Origin of the sequence: Beggiatoa leptomitoformis (assembly GCF_001305575.3) — a bacterium.
GTDB classification, from domain to species: Bacteria; Pseudomonadota; Gammaproteobacteria; order Beggiatoales; family Beggiatoaceae; genus Beggiatoa; species Beggiatoa leptomitoformis.
On record NZ_CP012373.2, the window covers coordinates 3,058,024 to 3,078,746 of the forward strand.

Below are 20,723 nucleotides of genomic sequence, written 5' to 3' on the forward strand. Positions count from 1 at the left end.
AACCATTAGGCGTAACGGTTTTACCCCACCTTAACCACGCCATTCACCGTTAAAGAAAGCGTTTCTAAACTTTCCAAGCCTTCATTATCCACAACTTTCACAGCGATGCAGTGATTCCCAGCATTAAACTTGTGGGTTTGCTTGCCTTCTTTATCAATCATCTCATCTGCTTTAAAGCCTGCTTCTGCTTCGTAAGAAAAATCCCAAGCATAAAACTCAATGCCTGCTTCGGATTCTCCCGTGGCAATGAATTCGATTTCTCGTAAGTTTTTCGCATCTAAACCCAAATCATTGAAGACTAGCGTTAGTTTTGGCTTTTTCGCGATGGGGACAAATTCCTCAACCGTGACCAGTTGAATAATTAAACCTTCTTGATTTTTCAGGCGTGCTACTTCTTGAATTGCGCCTTTACCAAAACTGAAGGCTATCAGCACACCGACGGGCTTTTGTTCTGCCTTGAGTCTGTCAAATAGATTTTTATCAAAGCGTTCACAGGCGGATTTAAAATTATCCACAACATTACGCCCCACATTGTCAGAGCGTTTGACTTGAATGGGAACGCCTTCTTTAGTCTTGCCATCTGTACCAGAATCACCGCGCTGTTTGGTGTTTGGCGTGCCGCCGTATTGTTTCACTATCCAAGTTTCAAACTCGAAAGCATCTGAATAGCGCAGGGTGTCGTAATCGTATTTGTGCAAATGCAGTGAGAATGGTGCAGAAAATAAGTCTTTCTGTTTCTGCAAGCGCATTTCTGAGACTTTAACGGCTTGTACAGATTGGTCAATCCCAATCCATTGGCGTTTATGTTTATCTGCCACCGCTACCGTTGTGCCACCACCTAAAAATGGGTCAAGAATCACGTCGCCTTCATTGCTTGCACACAATACGATCCTTTCAAGCAATGCTTCAGGTTTTTGTGTTGGATAGCCTATAGCCTCATTCCCTTTTATGGGGGGAATATCGTCAATGATTGATTGCTGAATTTTCCCTTCACTCAAACTTGAATAGTTTTTATATGAGGGCAGGCTACCTTTGTTCTTAGCATGAATAATAACTCCTTTTTCATCAAGAAAATCTAATATTTCCAGTAAGTTTAGTTCTGATGAAACGTTTAGCATACTTTTTAAATTATTAGGAATAGCCCAATGTCGACCCTTTTCTGTCGGGTTATAGTCTTTCCAAATTTCACCAGAAAAACCATTACGAACACCCGCGCCTGTTAGAGCGTGTCATCAAATAGTAAAAAGTGTTATATTATAAATATATACCCAGATATCGCCAAGGATAAAACAATGAGTCGTCGCTATGCCTTAACCGATGAACAATGGTCAAAACTAGAACCGCTACTCCCTGGGCGTAAAGGACATGTCGGGATGACGGCTAAAGATAACCGCTTGTTTATTGATGCTGTTCTATTCCGTTATCGCAGTGGCATTCCTTGGCGCGACCTCCCCGAACGCTTTGGTGATTTCCGTGTCGTCCATACCCGCTTCAGTCGTTGGTCTAAAAAAGGTGTCTGGGAACGTGTTTTCAAGATACTAAGTGCCGATGCCGATAATGAATATGCCATGATAGACAGCACAATAGTTAGAGCGCATCAACATAGTAGTGGTGGTGGTGCAGATGAAGCCATTGGACGTAGCGCAGGGGGTTTAAGTACCAAGATTAACTCCGTTGTTGACGCACTGGGCAATCCGACCCTTTTTTTTTGACTGCGGGACAGGCAAGCGACCTTGAAGGGGCTGATGCTCTTATTCCTCAGATAAAGGCAAACGCTTTATTGGCTGATAAGGCTTATGATGCTGATGAACGGGTTAGAGATGTTTTAAAACAGAAAAGCATAGAACCTGTGATTCCGTTCAGGAAAAATCGTTTAAATCCACCTGACTATGATAAAGTCCTTTATAAGGCACGTTATTTAATCGAGCATTTCTTCGGTAAATTAAAGCAATACCGCGCCATAGCTACACGATATGATAAACGCGCTAGGAATTTCTTAAGTGGGGTTTATTTGGCTTCTACCTTGATTCTTTTGGCTTGAACCTTTAACCCTTCTTATTTGATGACAGGCTCTAAGTCAGCACGTTTATATTTTCCGAACTCATCTTCATACTTAAACACTGCTGCATATTTATCTGAATATCCAACTTTAATTGAGTTAAAGTTATAATTGGATGTTTTAGAATAAAAATATATTGTGTCATGAATCTGTGGAAATCGTTTTGCCGAATTATGGCTAGAAGTTCTTTTCCATATAAGTTCACTGCGAAAGTTACTATCGTTGAAAACCTTGTCAAGTATCAGCACTCGAATGTAAGCATTTGCGTGGTCATCGCAATGCAAGAAAATAGACCCTGTGGGCTTTAGAATGCGGTGCATTTCTTCAACACGTTCTTTTAACCAAGCAATGTAATGGTCAACACCGCCAGACCAGCGGTCTTCAAAGCTGCGGACTTCGCCCTTGTCGCCCCAGATAACTTCATAGTTACGATTAGAGAAAAACGGGGGGTCTAAATAGATTAAATCGACGGATTCGGATTCAAGGCTTTTCAGAATTTCTAAATTGTCGCCTAGGATAAGTCTGTTCATTGGGTGAGCTTTCGTGAGTGAAAGCGTGGGATTTTAACACGGTGGGCGAATCTTTTTATAAAACATACTTGTTTTTAGTGTTAAATAACGCACATTTAACAATGTTATTTTCACGCAAAGGACATGGTTATGCCAAAATTTACGCAAGCTGATTTATTGAACCCAACATCGTTTGATTGGAAAAGAGTAGTAAACCTTAATCTTCGGGTTAATCTGAGGGGCTTTTTTTCGTTCTGCGAGAGGTTTCGATTTCTCGCAAGCTTTTCGCGATTGGGACAAATTTCTCAATATTAAAAATTGATATATTACAATCGGCTAGTTCATAACAATTACTTGTAGTAGCAGATATAGAAGAAGATAACGCGCTACTTCCGTAAAAAGCTAAAAAGGGCTGTTCACACAGCCCTAACCACTCATTACAAAATCGATAATATTTTTTAGTGTCCTTCTACTCATCTGCTGTTTTTTTCGATAAACCTTTTATTTTTTGACGCTGTCAAAATGATATTTGTGCATATATAATGAGACTATGAGACGCGATAGTCGGTGTCCCTTAATTGGGTAGCTCTCACGACACCACTTTAAAAGTGGTTTCCACCAAAGTGTGGTTATAATCAAGATGCCCGACAGCAAAATTAGAATTGTTTGGAGCTGGACGAACCCCCTAATTTAGGGGGTTTTTGCTTTGTATAGTTTTTATTTTAAATATTTTGATAGCAATATACAAAACTTAGTGGAACTACCTCTAACATCATTGGGACGGTTTGTACGAAAATGAGCACTACGTACCCACAATTCTAGGGAAGGATTTCTATTAGATTTATAATCCAGTTTCATACAAATATACTAACCATCATGCCCACCCTGATTACTGGATTGTTCCTGTCTATAGATAATTTCATGGGAATTTCCTTGTAAACACCCCTTGTAATTCAATCCTCTTATAATATCAGGAAGAGATTTTGAAAACTCCCAACGTTTAGGGCAAAAGACACGCTCTTCCTTTGTACCATCCTTTCTTGTTTCTATACGAAATACAGGCTCTTTTCCACCGTCTTCTTGTTTTTTTGTATAACAGTGATATGAAAACTCGACCCTTACGTCTATATTTTTTATTTCATTGTCTAGTTTTACCTCAAAACTGGTTTGAAACCCTTTAAGGTGAGATATGTCATACTCTTCACCTGTATCTGGATTTACCCACTTTCTACCTTCTTCACTTTTTTTATGCACTCAAATTAATCCATATCGCGCGTTATCTCGGCACTATAAATTAAAGTCACTTCTTCAACAATGCTTCCTTTTCGCTGTCTTGCGATTGCCTGCACTGGTTGCTGTGGTGTAAAACGGTCATTTTTATGTGCTATTTAGCTTGTACGCACACACACTTATTTCCTCATTGCCAGCACGATAAACAGGCTTAATACCCAAAACAGAACCAATTCAAAAATGAGTGTATGCAAAAAATCATGCCTTAATCGTTGAATAACGAATAGGAAGTAGAGATATGTTACTGGATTTATAACGTATAGTCGTTACACTCTAGTGGTTGTATTCACAATAGAAACCTATTACTATCCAATCAAGAGGCTCTCTACAATGCAAGATCGTCATAAACCACGTAGCCAATTAACCAGTTATTTAGATGTGATAGACCCTATTTCTGCACAAATTATGGGCTATTTGGGTGATGTGTCGAAAGAAGGGATGATGATATTGACGGAGCAAGCCGTTAATTTACATGATGTTCATGAGTTAGCATTACGTATGCCTCAGCAAGCCTCCTTTCATAAGCAATGGGTGACTGTTAAAGCAGAAGTCCGTTGGATTCGTGAGAATGCGTTTAATCCACATTTACGACGTGTTGGTTTTCGTTTTTTACATGTCGCACCTGAAGATGTACCATTATTGGAAATCTTAGCCCATTCTTTAGCGCAAAATGGTTAGAATTTATAGTTAATTCAATTTATAAAAACCACTTTTATGCAGGTATCTTTATTCTTATGTCCACTGTCAATCAGTCTATTTTTTTGGATAGAAAAGTTTTTTATACTGTTATATTGATTAGTTTTATCGTAGTAATAGCTGTTCTTAAACTTACCCCTTTTGGTGCAGCTTCTACAACGGATTCTTTTACTTATATCGAAGCTGCCGAAAATTTTAAACAGGGTAAGGGGGTAATATTAGATAGTTATGCAATGGGTCAAGAAGGGGAAGCTGTGCCTTTTACAACGTGGCCGCCTTTATATCCGATGGTTATTGCCGCTTTTCTTGCCGATAATACGCTTCCTTTTTACAGTGTTGCTCAATTGTCATTACTTCTTTTGTTAATCAGTGTATTGAGTTTTTTCTTTTTAATTAAAAAAGTTGCGGGGTATCCATTAGCCATCATTGGAGCGACTGTATTTTTAACCGCTAGTTCAACGGTTTTAATTTTTACCTACGCATGGAGTGAAACTTTATTCACGGCTTTATTGATTTTGGCTTGTTGGAGTTTGGTTTATTGCATAGAGGCGGCGCAAAAAGAGGCGGTTTTAGCACATTTGGGATATTTGTGTTTGTTAACCTTGTGCGTACTCGGCTTGTTTTACACCCGTTATGCGGGATTGTGGTTAGGGGTGTTAATCCCTGCGACATGGTTAGTCTTACCTAATAAAGGTAAGTGGTTTACAGCTTATTTTGTAGCGAGTGTCGTTTATGCAGGATTTGTTGGTTATTTGTTGTGGCGCAATTATTTACTGGTAGGAGATATATCAGGCGGGGAATTTAACAGCGAATACAATGAACCCCTGCGAATTGCAATACGCCCTATTTCCACAACCAGTTTTTTGGATAGGGTGATAGAAATGCAGAATGCACTTTTAGCGTTATTACCCGTTAATACGTCTATTATTTTTCTTGTGTTACTCTTTTGTCTTGCTGGCATGAGTGCCTTTTTAACATGGCGATTCAGTACGGTCTCGTTAATAAATAATGAAGCGGTCGCCTATTATGGAAAAAAGCTTATTTTTATTAGTTTTCTGGGGATTGTGTCTTATATTGGTGGATTTATTTATATGGGACTTGTCAAAAGTCTTCCTACTTACGAATTGCGTTATATAGGCTTATTAACGCCGCTATTCGTCATTATTTTACTCTTTAGCCTAGCGTATGCTTGCCAAGCACAGAATAGGGTGATTGGTATGATAACAACGGGGTTAGTCAGTTTCTTGATGATAAGTATGATATTTCAGGGGGGAATATATTATAAAAATGCGATTGTTCATTGGAATACGCAGCCATTGATGCTTTATCCAACGGATGTAACAGAGAAAGACTATTTTTTCAATGGAACATTACCCCTTGAAATAAATTCACATTACAAACTTTTACAGCAAATTTCCAAGCAAAGCGTAGATTCTCCTTTATTCTTTGTCGAACGACCGCGTTTCATTCGGTTATCGGCCATTTACCCAGCGGTAAAACTCTTTCCTATCGAGATTAATGATTACACTATTAATCAGTTGAATCATTATACGGATAAATCTGCTTATATCCTGTTATTCGCACAAACGGAAATTCAGAAGTTAGAGAAGTATTACGGTACAGAAAAATTCATACAATTACCCTATAACAAAGATTATTTTGAAAAAATTGGCGTTTTTCTGTTGCCATTACCATTGCCATTGCGTTAGTTCGGCAACTGGGGACGAATAAAATCGTCCCTATACAATTATTTATTTTGTACTAACACCCAAGGTTTAACCACGACCGCCCATAATTGTGTGTTATTTTCATACCATTCTTTTGCTTGCTCGTCACGCACTTTGCCAACTTTTTCCGCCTGCATCCAGTCAGCTAACAGGGCTTTATTATCCTTAGACATTTCTAAAGCAACCTGTACTAAATCCAAGTCACTACTGACAAAAATCAATACGCCACTGGCAAAAAAACGTTGTAATTCTTGCCATGCAATCCGTGAGGTTTCTAAATTGACTTTTGCCTGAATAAGCGAGTTATCTTGTTCCATCATCATATTATTAAGGTTTATATTAAGTTTTAGAATTGAATCAATGACGCACAAACTTGTTTAGTCATTAACTGTTTAATCAGCGTACTACCTTGTGGTAAATCGGGCATGACTGTTTCACGCGACTGTTCTATATATAACAAAGCGTTTGGTGCAAGCCAGCCATTTGTTAAAGTCTGTAAACAAGAGGTTAGTACATCACTGCTAAATGGGGGGTCAAGAAAAACAATGTTAAATGGTGTCGGTTGATTGGCTAAATAACGCAACGCATCTGCTTGAATAACTTCTACTTGTTTAGCATTAAATACGCTTGCCTGCTGTTGCAAATGATGAACAATATCGCGTTCACGCTCCACCAAAACCACTGATTGCGCACCACGTGAAGCCGCTTCAAACCCTAATGCACCTGTTCCTGCAAATAAATCTAAACAGCGACTAGCAGGCAGACGCAAGGCTAACCAATTAAATAACGTTTCTCGTACCCTATCTGCGGTGGGGCGTAAGTCAGGTTTATCTAATACGGATAATTTACGTCCACGCCATTCCCCCGCGATAATGCGAATTTTGCCTGTCGGTTGTTTGTGGGCAGTCATGGTTAATTTTGCCATTTATTTTTTAGTGATTAATAATGCAATAGTTTGTAAAATATGTTTTTTTGCCGCCATAATGTGCAAACGTGCTTGAATTGTACCTGTGTTCCATGATGTTTCGGTGGTTTCAGCAATATCTAGGGCATGTAAAGCAGTCGCTAACTGTTGCTGTATCATATTATTACTATTAGTTTTATTGCCAATCATTGGACTGGGGATTGAAGGGACACACACGCTTGCATCAGGACTGATTTCATCCATAACCCTGTCAAAAGAAGATAGTTTTATGGCAGGGGGGACAATATCCGTTGCCTCTCTTTCTGCATACGGAACAAAATTTCTTTCTTGTTCTGTCAGATGTTTTAGTAGCCAATGATGCACGGTTGTTAAATTTGCCTCGGAAATGTTCCAGACGGCAAAGCTTTCTGTCAACTGTGTGGGGCGGTTTTGTGCATCAATGAATAATTCACTGATTAAACAGCGAATACCTGTGAAATAACCAAGAATAGGTTCATCAGAAAAGGCTTCAAACCCCGTTGCGTCAAAGAATTCTAAACTGGGTTCATCTTCATAATAGGTTAATGCGTCATCATCTCCATAATTTTCTGACTTACGAAGAATTTTAACGGAAAAACGTCGTCCATCATCATTATAAAAAATCAGGAAATTGGTGTGCATAATGGGCAATGAATGGCAAAAAGAATCATCAGAAACAGACCTGTTAGCGTAAGCAGATAACAGGTCATTATAAGGTATTTAGTAATAGTCGTTTAGACGATTCACAATATTTTCGATAGCGTGGTCAGTACTGCCTTTTACAGGAAAATCTTTGCCTAGCTTTTGTACGTATAGAATCGCATCGGGTTTGGGTCTGCCCGTTAATTTTACTAGAAACTCTTCAAACTGCCCTAACTGCACGTCAGCATAGACTTTACCTTGTAATTCGGCGGCATCTTTTGCACTAAGACTTTTTAAAAAAGCACGTAATTGTAATTTTTGCTTATCGGTCAACATATTGTTTTATCCAATGTTGCATTCTGCATCCACATGATTAGCAGACGAATACCTAACCATTAGGCATCTGGTGCGATTATACCAGTCATTTTGTCATGTTAAGGGTAAAAATCAGCAAGGTATCTTTTTACAAAAATAAAACGGATAACACCGTTCAAAACGATGCTATCCGTGTTAATGGCTTAAATTTATTAAAGGCAATATATACAGCGGTTTAACAAAACAGGTTGTTTTTAATTATTCAACATCTTCATTCTTTCTGCGGGATAGCGCGTGCCTTGCACTTTTTCAGGACGGATGATGGATTCTAAGGCATTAATCAGCTCATCCGTCAGTGTTACTTTTAAGCTATTAATATTATCCAGTAAATACTTTAATCGTTTTGTTCCGGGAATTGGCACAATATCTTCACCTTTTGCCAGTACCCATGCGAGAGCGAGTTGTGCGGTTGTGCAACCCAGTTTAGTGGCGATTTGGGTTACATCATCCAGCAGTTTTTTATTTTTGCCGAAGTTATCGCCTTCAAAACGTGGATTAAAACGACGAAAATCATTTTGCGCCAACGCATCAATGGAATTAATTGCTCCCGTTAAAAAGCCTCTCCCTAATGGACTGTAAGCAACAAGTGAAATGCCTAATTCGCGCAGCGTGGGCAATATTTCTTGTTCTATATCACGTGTCCACAAAGAATATTCTGTTTGCAATGCGGTTAGTGGATGAACTTGATGAGCGCGGCGGATGGTTTCTGCTTTTGCTTCTGACAAGCCGATATAGCGCACTTTTCCTGCATGGACTAATTCCGCCATCGCACCGACCGTGTCTTCTATAGGAACAGTCAAGTCCACACGGTGTTGATAATATAAATCAATGGTTTCTACCCCTAAGCGTTTCAAACTTGCGTCGCAGGCTTGTTTTACATAATCAGGTGTGCCACAAATTGACCGTGAGGTGCTGTTTTTTTCACGCACGATACCAAATTTAGTCGCAATGATAACCTTGTCGCGGCAGTTTTTAATCGCTTTACCGACTAATTCTTCATTATGTCCACCGCCATACATATCTGCCGTGTCTAACAGGGTAATGCCGTTGTCTAACGCGCTCTGAATAACTTTTAGCGATTCATTATCATCTGTGTCGCCATAAAACTCACTCATCCCCATACATCCTAAACCCATTGCGCTAACAACAAGCCCTTGATTACCTAGTTTTCTTTGTTCCATGATACTATCCTTAATAAAAGTAAACTATACGGTGTAGTTTATACGCTTTATGAAAAGAATCAAGATGAATTCTTGTTACAATCTACTATTTATTTTGGTGGTACTAAAGGAATTGTAAAATTAAAATAAGAAAACTTGAAGAAATAGAAGAATCTCCGAGAGAATTAAATTGTCCTATCAGAAAGTTCTCCCCAGTAAACGGCATAAAGCGGTCAGCAGAGTTGGTTTTGCAATAATCTAGCGTACTCAAAATCGTCATTGATATTCTTAAAAAATCATGATGATAAGTAGTAACTCATTTCTTAATCTCGCAGGAATTCATTGTACCCTCTGTCGTCAGCCATTTTAACGCCTCCTTAGACTTGAAAACGAAGTACGCACTCCACCCAATCATTCCAAATCCAATAATAAAGAGAACAATGCCACCCGTTATGTCCATCATCCTTTATCCTTCTAATTCTTCGGAATAGTTGGTTAGATGCTATCAATTTGCTATAACAACCCGTTAGTTAATTACTGAATGGACGCAAGGCATTGAAAGCGGTTTAACTTTGTTGAAATAACTTGAATGAAGTCTCTATTCTGTATCAAAAAAATGTTTTTTGCACATTTTTTATTGTGTTATTTCAATCCCAAAGGACCAAACATTTTTGGAGGGTTGCCTCCTAACATTTGTTGACCCGTTGATAAAGTTGGAGGCTGATTTGACATATTAGAGCCTGTCATCAAATAAGAAGGGTTAAAGGTTCAAGCTAAAAGAATCAAGGTAGAAGCCAAATAAACCCCACTTAAGAAATTCCTAGCGCGTTTATCATATCGTGTAGCTATTGCACGATATTGCTTTAATTTACCAAAGAAATGCTCGATTAAATAACGTGCCTTATAAAGAGCTTTATCATAATCAGGTGGATTTAAACGATTTTTCCTGAACGGAATCACAGGTTCTATGCCTTGCTGTTTTAAAACATCTCTAACCCGTTCATCTGCATCATAAGCCTTATCAGCCAATAAAGCGTTTGCCTTTATCTGAGGAATAAGAGCATCAGCCCCTTCAAGGTCGCTTGCCTGTCCCGCAGTCAAAAAAAAAGGGTCGGATTGCCCAGTGCGTCAACAACGGAGTTAATCTTGGTACTTAAACCCCCTGCGCTACGTCCAATGGCTTCATCTGCGCCACCACCACTACTATGTTGATGCGCTCTAACTATTGTGCTGTCTATCATGGCATATTCATTATCGGCATCGGCACTTAGTATCTTGAAAACACGTTCCCAGACACCTTTCTTAGACCAACGACTGAAGCGGGTATGGACGACACGGAAATCACCAAAGCGTTCGGGGAGGTCGCGCCAAGGAATGCCACTGCGATAACGGAATAGAACAGCATCAATAAACAAGCGGTTATCTTTAGCCGTCATCCCGACATGTCCTTTACGCCCAGGGAGTAGCGGTTCTAGTTTTGACCATTGTTCATCGGTTAAGGCATAGCGACGACTCATTGTTTTATCCTTGGCGATATCTGGGTATATGATTATAATATAACATTTTTTACTATTTGATGACACGCCCTAGCGATTTGTATAATGCTATGCGCGATTTTTACAATAGTTTCCCATTTAGGAGAACCTGAAGAAGCCAGCGATTTATAAGCACTAGAACGGCTTTTAATTCCTGACTCTTTAATTAATGAAGACATTCCTATCTGGTCTGCATAACTTTTTAAAGCCGCTTGTAAAATACTGGGGTCATCTTCTATTAAAGAATCTTGAAAAGCGGCTGTAATAATTGCTAATGGGTCATGTGGATTAATATAAATTTTATTCATAATATGAGAAATAGCTATTTCTTTTAAATAGTTAGGATTTATATAAGTATCATGACCCCAGCATAATGTGCCATTTGTCAAAGAAAAATTTAAAAACTGATTTACAAACGTATTAGAGCGTGTCATCAAATAGTAAAAAGTGTTATATTATAAATATATACCCAGATATCGCCAAGGATAAAACAATGAGTCGTCGCTATGCCTTAACCGATGAACAATGGTCAAAACTAGAACCGCTACTCCCTGGGCGTAAAGGACATGTCGGGATGACGGCTAAAGATAACCGCTTGTTTATTGATGCTGTTCTATTCCGTTATCGCAGTGGCATTCCTTGGCGCGACCTCCCCGAACGCTTTGGTGATTTCCGTGTCGTCCATACCCGCTTCAGTCGTTGGTCTAAAAAAGGTGTCTGGGAACGTGTTTTCAAGATACTAAGTGCCGATGCCGATAATGAATATGCCATGATAGACAGCACAATAGTTAGAGCGCATCAACATAGTAGTGGTGGTGGTGCAGATGAAGCCATTGGACGTAGCGCAGGGGGTTTAAGTACCAAGATTAACTCCGTTGTTGACGCACTGGGCAATCCGACCCTTTTTTTTTGACTGCGGGACAGGCAAGCGACCTTGAAGGGGCTGATGCTCTTATTCCTCAGATAAAGGCAAACGCTTTATTGGCTGATAAGGCTTATGATGCTGATGAACGGGTTAGAGATGTTTTAAAACAGAAAAGCATAGAACCTGTGATTCCGTTCAGGAAAAATCGTTTAAATCCACCTGACTATGATAAAGTCCTTTATAAGGCACGTTATTTAATCGAGCATTTCTTCGGTAAATTAAAGCAATACCGCGCCATAGCTACACGATATGATAAACGCGCTAGGAATTTCTTAAGTGGGGTTTATTTGGCTTCTACCTTGATTCTTTTGGCTTGAACCTTTAACCCTTCTTATTTGATGACAGGCTCTAAAGGGATGACTAGAAAAAATATCTTTTAAATCGACAATTCCTTCAAAACCATCGCTAAACGCTAAGGCTAGTCTAAAATCTTCTATATAATCTACATCAATAATTTGGAGCATTTTATAAAACCTCTATTTGCTCGTTACCAAGTTTCACTGGGTAATGCCTACTCGCCAAGCTCTGCTTGGCTTGCACTTGAACGCTTCAATCTTAAGTCTGCTTGTATTCGGCAAGCAGAGCTTGGTAACGAGCAATATGTTGAGGCTAACCCAACGACGGCAAAAATGAAAACATTTTCTAACAGGTTCTTCTACTCCGCCCTACTGCTGCTGTGTTTAATGCCTCTTTCAGTGTCTGCGGATGTGGTGTGGCCTGCGCTTTATCTTGAAGAACGGTTAATGTCGTTGGAATTTATCGGCTTAGGATTGCTTGTTGAACTCATTGTTATCTGTGGCGTGTTTAAATTTTCGCTGCCACTGGCTTTGTTGGCTGACATTGTCGCGAATGCCGCTTCGAGCATATTAGGAATTATCTTAATTCCCTTATCGGGTATAGTGTGGGAGATATTTCCAGGGATGATTATTAATTATATTTTTCATTGGGGCACGTTTAACCCTGTGGGATGGGGAGCGAGTTTTGTGCTGGCGTGTCTAGTCAATGTCGCATTAGAAGGCTATATCTTAAAACATGTTTTCAAACAATCTTTTAATAGAAAAACATTCTTTTGGTTGTTATTCGCAAATGCCTGTAGCGTTGGTATTGCTTTCGCAAGTTTATGGTGGGAGCCACCGATTTTGTAAGTCTGATAGAATGCAGCACTCCGCCACATCCCACAGCAAAAACTTAAGGCAACGCACTTTCCAAACTTAATAAATCTTCCAAGGTTACTCGTTACCAAGTTTCACTTGGTAATGCCTACTCGCCAAGCTCTGCTTGGCTGGTACTTGAACGCTTCAATCTCTAAGTATGCTTGTATTCGGCAAGCGGAGCTTGCAAGGCAGGCATTACCAAGCAGAGCTTGGTAACGAGCAAAATGGAGAGGATCAAACTAGTGCATGACGCTGCCCTGAAAGACCTATCCTATTTATTTCGTTTCAGGATACTCTTTTTCTATATATTCTTTTATTCTGTTATCCATTTCAGTATGTTGCTTATCTTGCTCATTTATTGGTTGCTCTGCCAACAAATTACGCATAGAAGGAGTAATCTGCTCATGCCATTCTTTTATATCAGAACGATCGAATAGAGTATTAGTATCCACATTGTAGAAAAGTTCTTTACTTATCAGTATCTGCTGAACAATCCACATATGTTTTCCTTTAAAATTAAACTCAAAGCCCTCAAGAGAACATTTGCTAAAGCAATGCACAAAACAAAAATGAGCATAATAGCTATTTGATTTTAAAAATAAGCAATAATGTGTTTTTTTGTCATTCTTGATAAGAAACTCAAATTTGTCACTACATATACTATTACTATACATATATACACATCCTCTAGTAAAAGTGATAATAAAAGGAGCGATTTCTCGCCCCTTTAAATTTCAATCTAACCCCAAAAACCTCGAGATTACATCATCCCATCCATTCCGCCGTGGGGCATAGGCATCGCGGATTCTTTCTTCGGTAACTCAGTAATCATCGCTTCAGTCGTAATCATTAAACCTGCGATAGAGGCCGCGTGTTGTAAAGCGGAACGGGTGACTTTGGTTGGGTCAAGAATACCCATGTCAATCATGTCGCCAAATTCGTCATTTGATGCATTGTAACCGTAGTTGTTATCTTTGCTATCAGCAATTTTGTTTAATACAACAGCGGGTTCGCCGCCTGCATTCGCAACGATTTGACGTAAAGGTTCTTCCATCGCACGGCGGGCAATGTTGATACCCATGTCTTGGTCGCTGTTTGAGCCTTTCAGGTCTTTAATGGCTTTTTGAGCGCGGATTAAGGCAACACCACCACCGGGGACAACACCTTCTTCAACGGCTGCGCGGGTTGCGTGTAAGGCATCTTCAACGCGAGCTTTTTTCTCTTTCATTTCAATTTCAGTGGCTGCACCGACTTTAATCACAGCAACCCCACCCGCTAATTTAGCAACGCGCTCTTGCAATTTTTCGCGGTCATAATCGGAAGAAGTTTCGGCGATTTGTTGGCGAATTTGCTCAACGCGGGCTTTGATTTCTTTGGCTTGACCAGCACCGTCGATGATGGTGGTGTTGTCTTTGGTGATTTGGATGCGTTTGGCTGTGCCTAAGTCGTTTAAGGTGGCTTTTTCTAAGCTTAAGCCAATTTCTTCGGCAATGACGGTACCGCCTGTGAGAATGGCGATGTCTTGTAACATGGCTTTGCGACGGTCGCCAAATCCGGGGGCTTTAACAGCGGCAACTTTGACAATACCGCGTATGGTGTTGACGACTAAGGTGGCTAAGGCTTCGCCTTCTACGTCTTCAGCAACAATGAGTAAAGAACGACCTTGTTTAGCAACGCCTTCTAAAATGGGCAACATTTCACGAATGTTGGAGATTTTTTTGTCATGAATGAGAATTAAGGGGTTTTCTAATTCGGCACTCATGGATTGTTGGTTATTGACGAAGTAGGGGGATAAATAACCACGGTCAAATTGCATCCCTTCAACAACGTCTAATTCGTTATCTAAGCCTGAACCTTCTTCGACGGTGATTACGCCATCTTTACCAACTTTGTCCATGGCTTTGGCGATGATTTGTCCAACAGCTTCATCGGCATTGGCGGATATGGTGGCAACTTGGGCAATGGCTTTGTTGTCGGTGCAGGGTTTGGAGAGTTTCTTTAATTCTGCAACGCAGGCAATCACGGCTTTGTCGATACCGCGTTTTAAATCCATCGGGTTCATGCCCGCTGTCACAGCTTTGATGCCTTCGATAAGAATGGCTTGGGCTAACACGGTGGCTGTGGTGGTGCCGTCGCCTGCGATGTCGGAAGTCTTGGAGGCGACTTCTTTAACCATTTGCGCGCCCATGTTTTCAAATTTATCTTCTAATTCAACTTCTTTAGCAACGGAAACACCATCTTTGGTGATGGTGGGTGCGCCAAAAGATTTGTCTAGTACGACGTTGCGCCCTTTAGGCCCTAAGGTGACTTTAACGGCGTTAGCGAGGACGTTTACGCCTCTGAGCATGGATTGACGGGCTTCGTCGGAGAAATAAACTTGTTTTGCTGCCATGATGTTTCCTTAATGAATACGGTATATAGTTGGTGTAATTGAAGTTTATAAGTAGATTACGCGGCTTTGGCGTGTTTCTTTTCGTCTAAAACTGCCATGATGTCGGATTCACGCATAATGACGACTTCTTCATCACCAATTTTGACTTCGGTGCCTGAGTATTTGCCAAACAGGACGATGTCGCCAACTTTGACATCTAACGGACGGACTTTGCCATCTTCTAAGATTTGACCGTTACCAACCGCCAAGACTTTGCCTCGAATAGGTTTTTCTGTCGCGCTGTCAGGAATGACGATGCCACCAGCGGTTTTACGTTCTTCTTCTACTCGTTTGATAACAACACGGTCTTGTAAAGGACGGATTTGCATAGTCAATATCTCCTCAATACGAAATGACAATTGTTAGTAAAAATTAAAACGGATGTGATGAGTTTAGCACTCACCTGTAACGAGTGCTAATAATAGGGGAATAAATTCGAATTTCAAGGGAATAAAGTATGACAAATTTGTATAGAATACATTGACGGCTGATAGTGTAAATGGTGTAGAATCAGTATGTTATTTATAGAGTGGGTTGGTGGGATTAGTAAGAATAGCTTTATTAAACATTATGTTATGCAAATTAAATTTTTATCTTCTCTTACTTGATGCAACATTATTTCAGCGAGTTTTATTGTTATGAAAAACAGGTTCATCTATCAGGATATTGAACGGCGATTGAGTTATCTCGTTGGGTTAATTGTATTATTTGGTTTGATTCAAGGATGCAGTCAGTTGAATTGGCAGTGGATTCAATCGCAGTTTCAAACTTTACATCCTCATCAGACAGATAAGGGATTATTGTTGGTGTTAGAGTCGGTTTATTTTACGGCAGATGGAACGGCGTTAACGCCTGAAGCAAGTGGTATTTTAGATGCCTTAACGGAGACAATTAAAAAAAATTCTGACGGTAATATTGCGATTGATGGTTATACAGATAGTAGTGGAGGGGTAGGTTACAATTTGTGGTTATCTAAGCAGAGAGCTGAACAGGTAAAATTGGCGTTGGTTGCGCGTGGTATTGACGCGAATAAAATCGTGACCGAAGGCTTTGGACAAGCCAGCCCCATTGCGAGTAATGCAACGCTTGAAGGACGACAGAAAAATCGGCGGGTAGAAATTATTATTCTTAACGTTATAGATATTCCTTATCAAAAAAAGAAATAACTTTTAAAGTTTATGTGAAATAAATCATGATAATAGAAACTTTTGTATGGCGTGCACTTATTGGTGGTATTGGCGTTGCTTTGATTGCTGGCCCTTTGGGTTGTTTTGTGGTCTGGCGACGCATGGCGTATTTTGGCGATACTTTGTCACATTCTGCCTTGTTAGGGATTGCCTTGGGAATTTTGTTTAAGGTTAATTTAAATCTTGGGGTGATGAGTATTTGTTTATTAATTGCCTTATTACTCAGTTTATTACAGCAACAAAAGCGATTAACAACCGATACATTATTGGGGATTTTATCGCATAGCATGTTATCGCTTGGGCTGGTTGTTGTTGCGTTTATGGACGGTGTACGGATTGATTTATATAGTTATTTATTTGGTGATTTGTTAGCTGTGACGCAAAGCGATTTGTATTGGATTTATGGTGGGGGAAGTTTGGTTTTGTTGGGAACGGTTTGGCTGTGGCAGTCTTTGTTATCTATCACGATTCATGAAGAGCTGGCAGAAGTGGAAGGCGTGCCTGTGGTGTGGGTGCGGTTATTTTTGATGTTAATGATAGCGTTAGTCATTGCAGTGGCCATGAAAGTGGTTGGTATTTTATTAATTACGTCTTTATTAATTATTCCCCCCGCAACCGCACGCTGGTTTGCCCGTACACCTGAACAAATGGCGATTATTGCCAGCGTATTGGGTTGCTTGGCCGTTTTAGGTGGGGTTTTTATGTCTTTACAATGGGATACACCGACAGGCCCCTCAGTTGTTGTAACGGCAACCGCAATGTTTATGTTGACATTGTTTTTACCAAAAGGGCGAATTGTTTAAAGCGGGTCATGGATTAAATAGTGCTAAACATAAGCTATTTAAAATAGTAACTTGGCTATTTAGTGCGTAAAACTCCATCTTTTCTAAGAAGTTGTAAAATTGCGTAGAAATTATCACTTTTTCATCAATGTTTATAACGCATCCGCGTCACCTTGAATGGTAAACGACAAAAATCGACGGTATAAGTTATTGACAAAATCCAATACAATAAAAACTTTTCTATAAACACCCTACTGGTTGTGACGAAATGACAGTGAAAGACTATAAAGATACGTTGAATTTACCAAAAACCAATTTTTCCATGAAAGCAAATCTGCCACAGCGTGAGCCTGAGATGTTGGCACAGTGGGAAAATATTAATTTATATCAACTGGTTCGTGATGCAAGTGCAGGTCGTCCTAAGTTTATACTTCATGATGGCCCTCCTTATGCTAACGGTGATATTCACATTGGTCACGCTGTCAACAAAATTTTAAAAGATATTATAGTCAAAGCACGGACACTGGCGGGCTATGACGCGCCTTATATTCCGGGTTGGGACTGTCACGGATTGCCCATTGAATTACAAGTAGAAAAAAAATTCGGCAAAGCAGGACACAAAGTCGAAGCGCGGGCTTTTCGCGGTAAGTGCCGCGATTACGCGACACAACAAATCAATAATCAACGCAAAGACTTTAAACGCTTAGGCATTATCGGCGATTGGGAACATCCTTATTTGACGATGGATTACCAAACCGAAGCGAACATTATTCGCGCACTGGGTAAAATTATTGATGCAGGACATGTCTATAAAGGCTTTAAACCTGTGCATTGGTGCGTCGATTGCGCTTCTGCCCTTGCTGAAGCAGAAGTGGAACATGAAAATAAAACCTCTCTTGCGATTGATGTGCGCTTTACTGTTTTAGATGAGCCTGCATTGCTGTCTCGCTGTCATCATGTACCTGAGCATAACGGCAGTGGCACAATTTCCGTCGTGATTTGGACAACCACCCCATGGACATTGCCCGCCAATCAAGCCGTAACGCTTAATCCAGAATTTGAATACGCATTGGTGCAATGCGAAGGACAATATGGCAAGGAACGCCTGATTATTGCTGAAAAATTGTTAAGCGCGACTATGATGCGTTATAACATTGAACAATATCATGTTGTTGCTTATTGTAAAGGTGCTGACTTAGAAGGGATTTTATTACAACATCCGTTCTATGACCGCCAAGTACCGATTATTTTAGGTACACACGTTACAGCCGAAGCAGGTACAGGCTCAGTACATACCGCACCCGGTCATGGTCAAGAAGATTATGTTGTCGGGCAAAAATATCATTTACCTATTGATAATCCTGTTGATGGTTCAGGCAAATTTTTACCTGATACGCCAATTTTTGCGGGTGAATCCGTTTATTCAGCCGACCCTCATGTGATTGAAGTGTTAAAAGCACAAGGGAAATTGTTGCATGAACAACGGATTACACATAGTTATCCTCACTGTTGGCGACATAAAACCCCGATTATTTTCCGTGCAACCCCGCAATGGTTTATTAGCATGGATAAGAAATCGTTACGTGAGCAAACGCTTAGTGCTATTAAAACCGTACAGTTTACGCCCGATTGGGGGCAACAACGGATTGAAGGGATGATAACGAATCGCCCTGATTGGTGTATTTCGCGTCAACGCACATGGGGCGTACCGATTACGCTTTTCATCCACAAAAAAACAGGCGATTTACACCCACAAACCCAAGCATTATTGGAAAAAGTTGCTCAATTGGTGGAAAAATCGGGCATAGATGCGTGGTTTGATTTAGAACTCACCGATTTTTTAGGTGCGGATGTCGCACTCTACGATAAAGTTACGGACACGCTGGATGTCTGGTTCGATTCAGGCACAACCCATTATTCAGTATTAGAAACCCGTTCTGAATTAACCATGCCTGCAGATTTGTATTTAGAAGGCTCAGACCAACATCGCGGTTGGTTTCATTCTTCAATTTTATCTTCTGTTGCGATGCGTGATGGCGCGCCCCCCTATAAAGGCGTGTTGACGCATGGTTTTACTGTGGATGCACAAGGGCGGAAAATGTCCAAGTCGTTGGGCAATGTCATTGCACCGCAAGAAATTATGAAGAGTTTAGGGGCGGACATTTTACGGCTTTGGGTGGCGGCAACAGATTATCGTGGAGAAATTACGGTTTCTGACGAAATTTTAAAACGCATTGCGGATGCCTACCGCCGCTTACGCAATACTGCACGGTTTTTACTGGCTAATTTGGATGGCTTTAACCCTGAGATTGATATGGTTAGCCCTGAAAATATGTTGGCGTTAGACCGTTGGGCGGTTGACCGTGCCTATCAAGTGCAACAAACCGTTATTAAAGCCTATGAAGAGTATAACTTTAATATTATTTATCAAACGGTTCACCATTTTTGCGCAATGGAGATGGGCGGGATTTATTTAGACATTATTAAAGACCGTCAATACACAATGCAAACCAACAGTATAGGCAGACGCTCGGCACAAACCGCGCTTTATCATATTGTTGAAGCACTAACCCGTTGGCTTGCACCGATTTTAAGTTTTACCACTGATGAAATTTGGCAACACATTCCCGGTAAACACGGTGTATCTGTGCAGTTAGAAACATGGTACACAGGGTTATTTCCGTTAGCTGTTGATGCTAAGGTTAATGCGCAAGCATGGGAACACATTTTTGCGGTGCGTGATTTTGTGGGTAAGGAACTGGAAAAATTGCGGATTGCGGGCAAAATAGGGGCTTCGTTAGAAGCGGAAGTCGATATTTACTGTGATGGTGAGTTATACACGCAACTAACCGCTGTCGAAAACGAATTACGCTTTGCGTTTATTACCTCTTGTGCAACGGTTTATCCGCGCAGTGCGAAACCTGTGGAGGCAGTAGATGGAGAAGGCTTTGCTATCGTTGCCCGTCCAACGAGTCATAAAAAATGCGTCCGTTGTTGGCATTATTGTGATGATATTGGTAGTCATGCAGAACACCCCGATTTATGCGGTCGGTGCGTAGAGAATGTGGCAGGTGCTGGAGAAAAGCGGGTTTATGCGTAGTTGAGTGGGATATAAAAATGGGACAGAGAATCGTATCTGTCCCTTAATTTTGACTAGAAAGCAGTAAAAAAGGTTGCTATTAATAAGCCTTATTTTAAACACATCTTTTAACTACTATGCTATAGCTAACGCACTTTAAAATGATTATTTGTAGGGTGGAATAGGCGCAAGCCGTATTCCACAACAGTGCAAGCTTTCTGCATAAACT

The 20,723-nt window shown here is 40.4% G+C and carries 23 protein-coding genes; 8 read left to right on the forward strand and 15 right to left on the reverse strand.

Annotated elements, in window-relative coordinates:
* Nucleotides 1–20: 20 nt before the first annotated feature.
* The gene (locus AL038_RS12825) at nucleotides 21–1,118 is read right to left on the reverse strand and encodes a DNA methyltransferase (protein WP_062153406.1); all 1,098 of its coding nucleotides are present in this window, start codon (nucleotides 1,116–1,118) and stop codon (nucleotides 21–23) included.
* A gap of 174 nt (nucleotides 1,119–1,292) precedes the next feature.
* On the opposite strand from AL038_RS12825, the gene AL038_RS12830 reads away from it, so the two are divergent.
* Nucleotides 1,293–2,041 (forward strand): IS5 family transposase gene (locus AL038_RS12830; RefSeq protein ID WP_201800087.1). Its coding sequence is split into 2 segments (ribosomal slippage): nucleotides 1,293–1,707 and nucleotides 1,707–2,041, totalling 750 coding nucleotides; the frame shifts between segments, so codons are not numbered across the junction.
* A 14-nt stretch (nucleotides 2,042–2,055) separates the two neighbouring features.
* Here AL038_RS12830 and AL038_RS12835 read toward each other — a convergent pair.
* Together AL038_RS12835 and AL038_RS12840 are read right to left on the reverse strand one after the other, a co-directional pair.
* Entirely contained in the window at nucleotides 2,056–2,589 is a 534-nt protein-coding gene (locus AL038_RS12835) for a DNA methyltransferase (RefSeq protein WP_062153409.1), read from the reverse strand.
* Nucleotides 2,590–3,435: 846 nt separating this feature from the next.
* Nucleotides 3,436–3,822 carry a hypothetical protein gene (locus AL038_RS12840; protein WP_062153410.1) on the reverse strand — a complete coding sequence of 129 codons (387 nt, stop codon included), beginning with the start codon at nucleotides 3,820–3,822 and terminating at the stop codon, nucleotides 3,436–3,438.
* Between the two features lie 366 nt (nucleotides 3,823–4,188).
* Between AL038_RS12840 and AL038_RS12845 the strand changes: the two genes are divergently transcribed.
* A complete protein-coding gene (locus AL038_RS12845) occupies nucleotides 4,189–4,536 on the forward strand; it encodes a PilZ domain-containing protein (protein WP_062153412.1) in 348 nt (115 codons plus the stop codon).
* A gap of 56 nt (nucleotides 4,537–4,592) precedes the next feature.
* Nucleotides 4,593–6,263 (forward strand): hypothetical protein, encoded by a 1,671-nt coding sequence (locus AL038_RS12850; protein WP_062153414.1) that lies wholly within the window; start codon nucleotides 4,593–4,595, stop codon nucleotides 6,261–6,263.
* Between the two features lie 38 nt (nucleotides 6,264–6,301).
* Here AL038_RS12850 and AL038_RS12855 read toward each other — a convergent pair whose 3' ends face one another.
* The 8 genes from AL038_RS12855 to AL038_RS12890 all read right to left on the reverse strand — a co-directional run bounded on the left by AL038_RS12855 (nucleotide 6,302) and on the right by AL038_RS12890 (nucleotide 11,244).
* Nucleotides 6,302–6,604, reverse strand: a complete 303-nt coding sequence (locus tag AL038_RS12855; protein ID WP_201800088.1) for a DUF2288 domain-containing protein — start codon at nucleotides 6,602–6,604, stop codon at nucleotides 6,302–6,304.
* 23 nt (nucleotides 6,605–6,627) lie between these two features.
* Nucleotides 6,628–7,191, reverse strand: coding sequence for a 16S rRNA (guanine(966)-N(2))-methyltransferase RsmD (gene rsmD, locus AL038_RS12860; RefSeq protein ID WP_236839389.1), 564 nt, complete (start codon nucleotides 7,189–7,191; stop codon nucleotides 6,628–6,630).
* A 15-nt stretch (nucleotides 7,192–7,206) separates the two neighbouring features.
* The gene (locus AL038_RS12865) at nucleotides 7,207–7,866 is read right to left on the reverse strand and encodes a hypothetical protein (protein ID WP_062153418.1); all 660 of its coding nucleotides are present in this window, start codon (nucleotides 7,864–7,866) and stop codon (nucleotides 7,207–7,209) included.
* 78 nt (nucleotides 7,867–7,944) lie between these two features.
* Complete coding sequence (locus AL038_RS12870; protein WP_062153419.1) at nucleotides 7,945–8,202, reverse strand: hypothetical protein; 258 nt, start codon at nucleotides 8,200–8,202, stop codon at nucleotides 7,945–7,947.
* 233 nt (nucleotides 8,203–8,435) lie between these two features.
* A complete protein-coding gene (locus tag AL038_RS12875; RefSeq protein WP_062153421.1) occupies nucleotides 8,436–9,422 on the reverse strand; it encodes an aldo/keto reductase in 987 nt (328 codons plus the stop codon).
* A gap of 295 nt (nucleotides 9,423–9,717) precedes the next feature.
* Complete coding sequence (locus AL038_RS12880) at nucleotides 9,718–9,864, reverse strand: hypothetical protein (RefSeq protein WP_161575467.1); 147 nt, start codon at nucleotides 9,862–9,864, stop codon at nucleotides 9,718–9,720.
* 305 nt (nucleotides 9,865–10,169) lie between these two features.
* Nucleotides 10,170–10,918 (reverse strand): IS5 family transposase gene (locus AL038_RS12885; protein ID WP_201800089.1). Its coding sequence is split into 2 segments (ribosomal slippage): nucleotides 10,170–10,504 and nucleotides 10,504–10,918, totalling 750 coding nucleotides; the frame shifts between segments, so codons are not numbered across the junction.
* A 32-nt stretch (nucleotides 10,919–10,950) separates the two neighbouring features.
* Nucleotides 10,951–11,244 carry a helix-turn-helix domain-containing transcriptional regulator gene (locus tag AL038_RS12890; protein ID WP_145917105.1) on the reverse strand — a complete coding sequence of 98 codons (294 nt, stop codon included), beginning with the start codon at nucleotides 11,242–11,244 and terminating at the stop codon, nucleotides 10,951–10,953.
* 185 nt (nucleotides 11,245–11,429) lie between these two features.
* Here AL038_RS12890 and AL038_RS12895 point away from each other — a divergent pair.
* Nucleotides 11,430–12,178 (forward strand): IS5 family transposase gene (locus AL038_RS12895; protein WP_201800087.1). Its coding sequence is split into 2 segments (ribosomal slippage): nucleotides 11,430–11,844 and nucleotides 11,844–12,178, totalling 750 coding nucleotides; the frame shifts between segments, so codons are not numbered across the junction.
* On the opposite strand, the gene AL038_RS18960 is transcribed toward AL038_RS12895, so the two are convergent.
* Nucleotides 12,134–12,325 carry a DUF2442 domain-containing protein gene (locus tag AL038_RS18960; RefSeq protein WP_145917106.1) on the reverse strand — a complete coding sequence of 64 codons (192 nt, stop codon included), beginning with the start codon at nucleotides 12,323–12,325 and terminating at the stop codon, nucleotides 12,134–12,136. The genes AL038_RS12895 and AL038_RS18960 overlap by 45 nt on opposite strands.
* Between AL038_RS18960 and AL038_RS12905 the strand changes: the two genes are divergently transcribed.
* Complete coding sequence (locus tag AL038_RS12905) at nucleotides 12,317–13,006, forward strand: hypothetical protein (RefSeq protein ID WP_145917107.1); 690 nt, start codon at nucleotides 12,317–12,319, stop codon at nucleotides 13,004–13,006. The two genes, AL038_RS18960 and AL038_RS12905, sit on opposite strands and share 9 nt — an antisense overlap.
* Before the next feature lie 284 nt (nucleotides 13,007–13,290).
* Here the strand turns inward: AL038_RS12905 and AL038_RS12910 are convergent, their stop codons facing one another.
* The 3 genes from AL038_RS12910 to groES all read right to left on the reverse strand — a co-directional run bounded on the left by AL038_RS12910 (nucleotide 13,291) and on the right by groES (nucleotide 15,775).
* Nucleotides 13,291–13,689 carry a hypothetical protein gene (locus AL038_RS12910; protein WP_062153427.1) on the reverse strand — a complete coding sequence of 133 codons (399 nt, stop codon included), beginning with the start codon at nucleotides 13,687–13,689 and terminating at the stop codon, nucleotides 13,291–13,293.
* An 86-nt stretch (nucleotides 13,690–13,775) separates the two neighbouring features.
* Nucleotides 13,776–15,407 carry a chaperonin GroEL gene (gene groL, locus AL038_RS12915; protein ID WP_062153429.1) on the reverse strand — a complete coding sequence of 544 codons (1,632 nt, stop codon included), beginning with the start codon at nucleotides 15,405–15,407 and terminating at the stop codon, nucleotides 13,776–13,778.
* A gap of 56 nt (nucleotides 15,408–15,463) precedes the next feature.
* On the reverse strand, nucleotides 15,464–15,775 hold the full coding sequence (gene groES, locus AL038_RS12920; protein ID WP_062153431.1) for a co-chaperone GroES: 312 nt from the start codon (nucleotides 15,773–15,775) through the stop codon (nucleotides 15,464–15,466).
* Between the two features lie 309 nt (nucleotides 15,776–16,084).
* Between groES and AL038_RS12925 the strand changes: the two genes are divergently transcribed.
* The 3 genes from AL038_RS12925 (at nucleotide 16,085) to ileS (ending at nucleotide 20,515) form a co-directional block, all read left to right on the forward strand.
* Nucleotides 16,085–16,612: an OmpA family protein gene (locus AL038_RS12925; protein WP_083991523.1), complete on the forward strand. Its 528-nt coding sequence runs from the start codon at nucleotides 16,085–16,087 to the stop codon at nucleotides 16,610–16,612.
* A 26-nt stretch (nucleotides 16,613–16,638) separates the two neighbouring features.
* A complete protein-coding gene (gene znuB / locus AL038_RS12930; protein WP_201800090.1) occupies nucleotides 16,639–17,436 on the forward strand; it encodes a zinc ABC transporter permease subunit ZnuB in 798 nt (265 codons plus the stop codon).
* Nucleotides 17,437–17,683: 247 nt separating this feature from the next.
* A complete protein-coding gene (gene ileS / locus AL038_RS12935; RefSeq protein ID WP_062153435.1) occupies nucleotides 17,684–20,515 on the forward strand; it encodes an isoleucine--tRNA ligase in 2,832 nt (943 codons plus the stop codon).
* The last annotated feature ends 208 nt before the right edge of the window (nucleotides 20,516–20,723 follow it).